This window comes from Frankia sp. AiPs1, from assembly GCF_023716945.1.
Classification (GTDB): domain Bacteria; phylum Actinomycetota; class Actinomycetes; order Frankiales; family Frankiaceae; genus Frankia.
Genome location: NZ_JAMQQF010000714.1, coordinates 1 through 2,562 on the forward strand (window position 1 = coordinate 1; position 2,562 = coordinate 2,562).

At 73.5% G+C, this 2,562-nt stretch carries 1 protein-coding gene and 1 pseudogene; both read left to right on the forward strand.

The genetic code is table 11. The annotated features are described in order from the left end of the window. Positions 1–185, forward strand: a pseudogene (locus ND748_RS29810) (hypothetical protein); the annotation flags it as partial. Between the two features lie 595 nt (positions 186–780). Beyond that, on the forward strand, positions 781–2,562 hold a 1,782-nt coding region (locus ND748_RS29815), incomplete at its 3' end, for a serine/threonine-protein kinase (protein WP_251749534.1).

Sequence of the window (2,562 nt, forward strand, 5' to 3'; positions counted from 1 at the left end):
CAGCGGGGGCGCTCGGGCCAGCTGCCCGCCTGCTCTGGGTGGCGGGGGCGAGCCGAGGACCGCAGCACCCCAACGGGCCACCAGCGGGCGCGCCCGGACCCGATGGTGGGCCCCCCGACCAGGCCCTCCCGGCTGTGCCCGGACCGGACCGGGCAGCGGCCACCGTCCTCCCCGAGGGGCCGTAGCGGCCCGACCGGCGGGCTGCTCGCCGATCCCCGCCGAGGTCTGGCCGGCGATCGGCGTCGTCCCGCTCGGTGCCTCTTCGTCGCCAACCGGGACACCGGGCTCGTCAATGTCGGCCTAAACACGATCGGTCGGCCGGAACACGATCGGTCGGCCGGAACACGATCAACCGTGACGTCGGCGCCTTCCTCGCGACCGTCATACCCGGCGGACGAGCCGCGGCGCCGGCTCAAACTCGAGTCTCCTGTCTCCCCCCGGTGATGAAAGCCATATCTGCCATGTTCCTCATGCTCTTCGACGTCCTGCATCCTGACCAGAGACATCGCACCCTGGGACCGCGGGTACCAGCTTCGGCCCGCGGGCACGCCTTTACCGGGAATGAGGGCGGCCCGCCGATGCCGGCGCGGAGAGGACGACGTGTGCGCGCAACGCGGGGTAACACCGTCGGGCAGTGGACCGCGACATGAATGCCGCGTCGTGATGACGTACGCGCTGCGTTCCGCCGCCCGTCCGTCGGCCGTGGCAAACCCGGGACCCGCGGAATGCGCTGGTCCGCGGGTCCACCTGGAACCCACAGTGAAGTGGTGATGGCGCGGAGTGGTTAGAAAGCTGGGAAGTTCCTACACCCTGGAAGACCGCATCGGTCGGGGTGGCATGGGCGAGGTATGGCGCGGCCATGACGAGGCGGGCAATGTTCTCGCCTTCAAACTGCTGCTGCCCCACTTCACGTCGGATCCGGGAGTGGTCGCCCGGTTCATGCGCGAGCGGGCCATTCTCATCCGGGTCCAGTCGCCCTTTGTGGTGGCGGTTCACGACCTGGTGGCCGAACGCGGCGACCTGGCCATCGTGATGGAGTTCGTCGAGGGCTCGGATCTGCGTCGGGAGCTGCATCGGCGCCGCACGATGCCGCCGGCGGAGGCGGTCGGCCTGGTGGTCGACATCCTCGCCGGGCTGGGGACGGCCCATCGGCTCGGCATCGTCCACCGCGACCTCAAACCGGAGAACGTGCTGCTCGACCGCGGTGACGAACGGTTCCGGCCGAAGATTTCGGACTTCGGCATCGCCGGCCTGATGGCGTCCGCGGCGACGAGGCTGACCATTCCCGGCGGCATGCTCGGCACTCCCCTGTACATGGCCCCCGAAAGCGTCGACGGCAGCGCTGTCGGGCCCGCCGCGGACATCTACGCCGCCGGCACCATGCTGTACGAGATGCTGTGCGGCGTCGCACCGTTCGCCGGCCGGGAGATGCTGTCCATCCTGCGGGCCCACGCCGATCTGGCCCCGGGCCGGCCCGCGGGCGTCCCCGACGAGCTGTGGGCCGTGGTGGCCGCGATGCTCGCCAAGGACCCGGCCGAACGGCCCGGCGTGGACCGGCTGCAGGCGGTGCTGCCCGGCCTGGCGGGGCTGCCCGCACTGCCGTCGCTGCGCACCCCGCCGTCCTCGGCGGTTTCGACGACGGTCCGGGGGGTGTCCGTAGGGCGTCCGAGTAGCCCGGCCGGACCATCCGAGGCGGGAGCCGCCGCGTCGGCGGGTGCCCCCGGACCGGTGGGATGGTTCACCCCGTCCGGGCCACCCTCTCCGGGCGTGCCCGCCGCGGCCGCGGCGCCGCTCGGCCCGGAGGATGAGGAGTTCGACGACCCGGTGACCACGCCGGTCCCGGTGTACCTGCCCGGTCAGGGGGTGGCGCCGGGGACGGGCCCGTCCGGACTGACGGACGAGGAGTTCGACGATCCGGTGACGACGCCGGCTCCCATAAACCTGCCCGCAGGGGCGGTGTCGCAGAGTGTCGCCGGGGTGGCCTCGCGCGGCCTGCCGGTGCAACGCGACTCCCGCCCGGGGAAGCTGGCCGATCCGAGAGCGGCGGCTGGTTCAGGTACGGCGCCTGGCTCAGGTACGGCGGCTGGTTCGAAGTCCGCGGTCGGCCCAGGTTCGGCAGCCGGTTCAGGTTCGGCGGCCAGGTCGGGGTCGGCGGTCGGCTCAGGCTCGGCGGCCAGTCCGGAGTCCGCGGTCGGCTCAGGTTCGGCGGCTGGTTCGGGTTCGGCGGCCGGTTCGGGGAAGGCGGGCGGCCTCGCATGGATGCCCGATCCGGCGCAGGCGCCCGACCAGGCGGTGACGCAGATCCAGGCCCAGCCGGCCGCTGCGGCGCACGGGATGTCGGCGCATTCGCCTGTCCCGACGTCGGCCCAGGCGGGGGCGGGCCTGGCCGGCGCGGGAGAGCCGCCACCGTCCGGTTCGGCGTCTACGGCCCGGTCGGGCGAGCGTGTCCCATCGTCGGGGCGGCCCGATCGGACGGGGGCGGCCGGGCCGAGGGGGCGATCCGGCGAGCCGGGCGAGGAGAACGCCGATGCGGCCGGCCGGCGGCGGTCCCGCCTCCTGGCC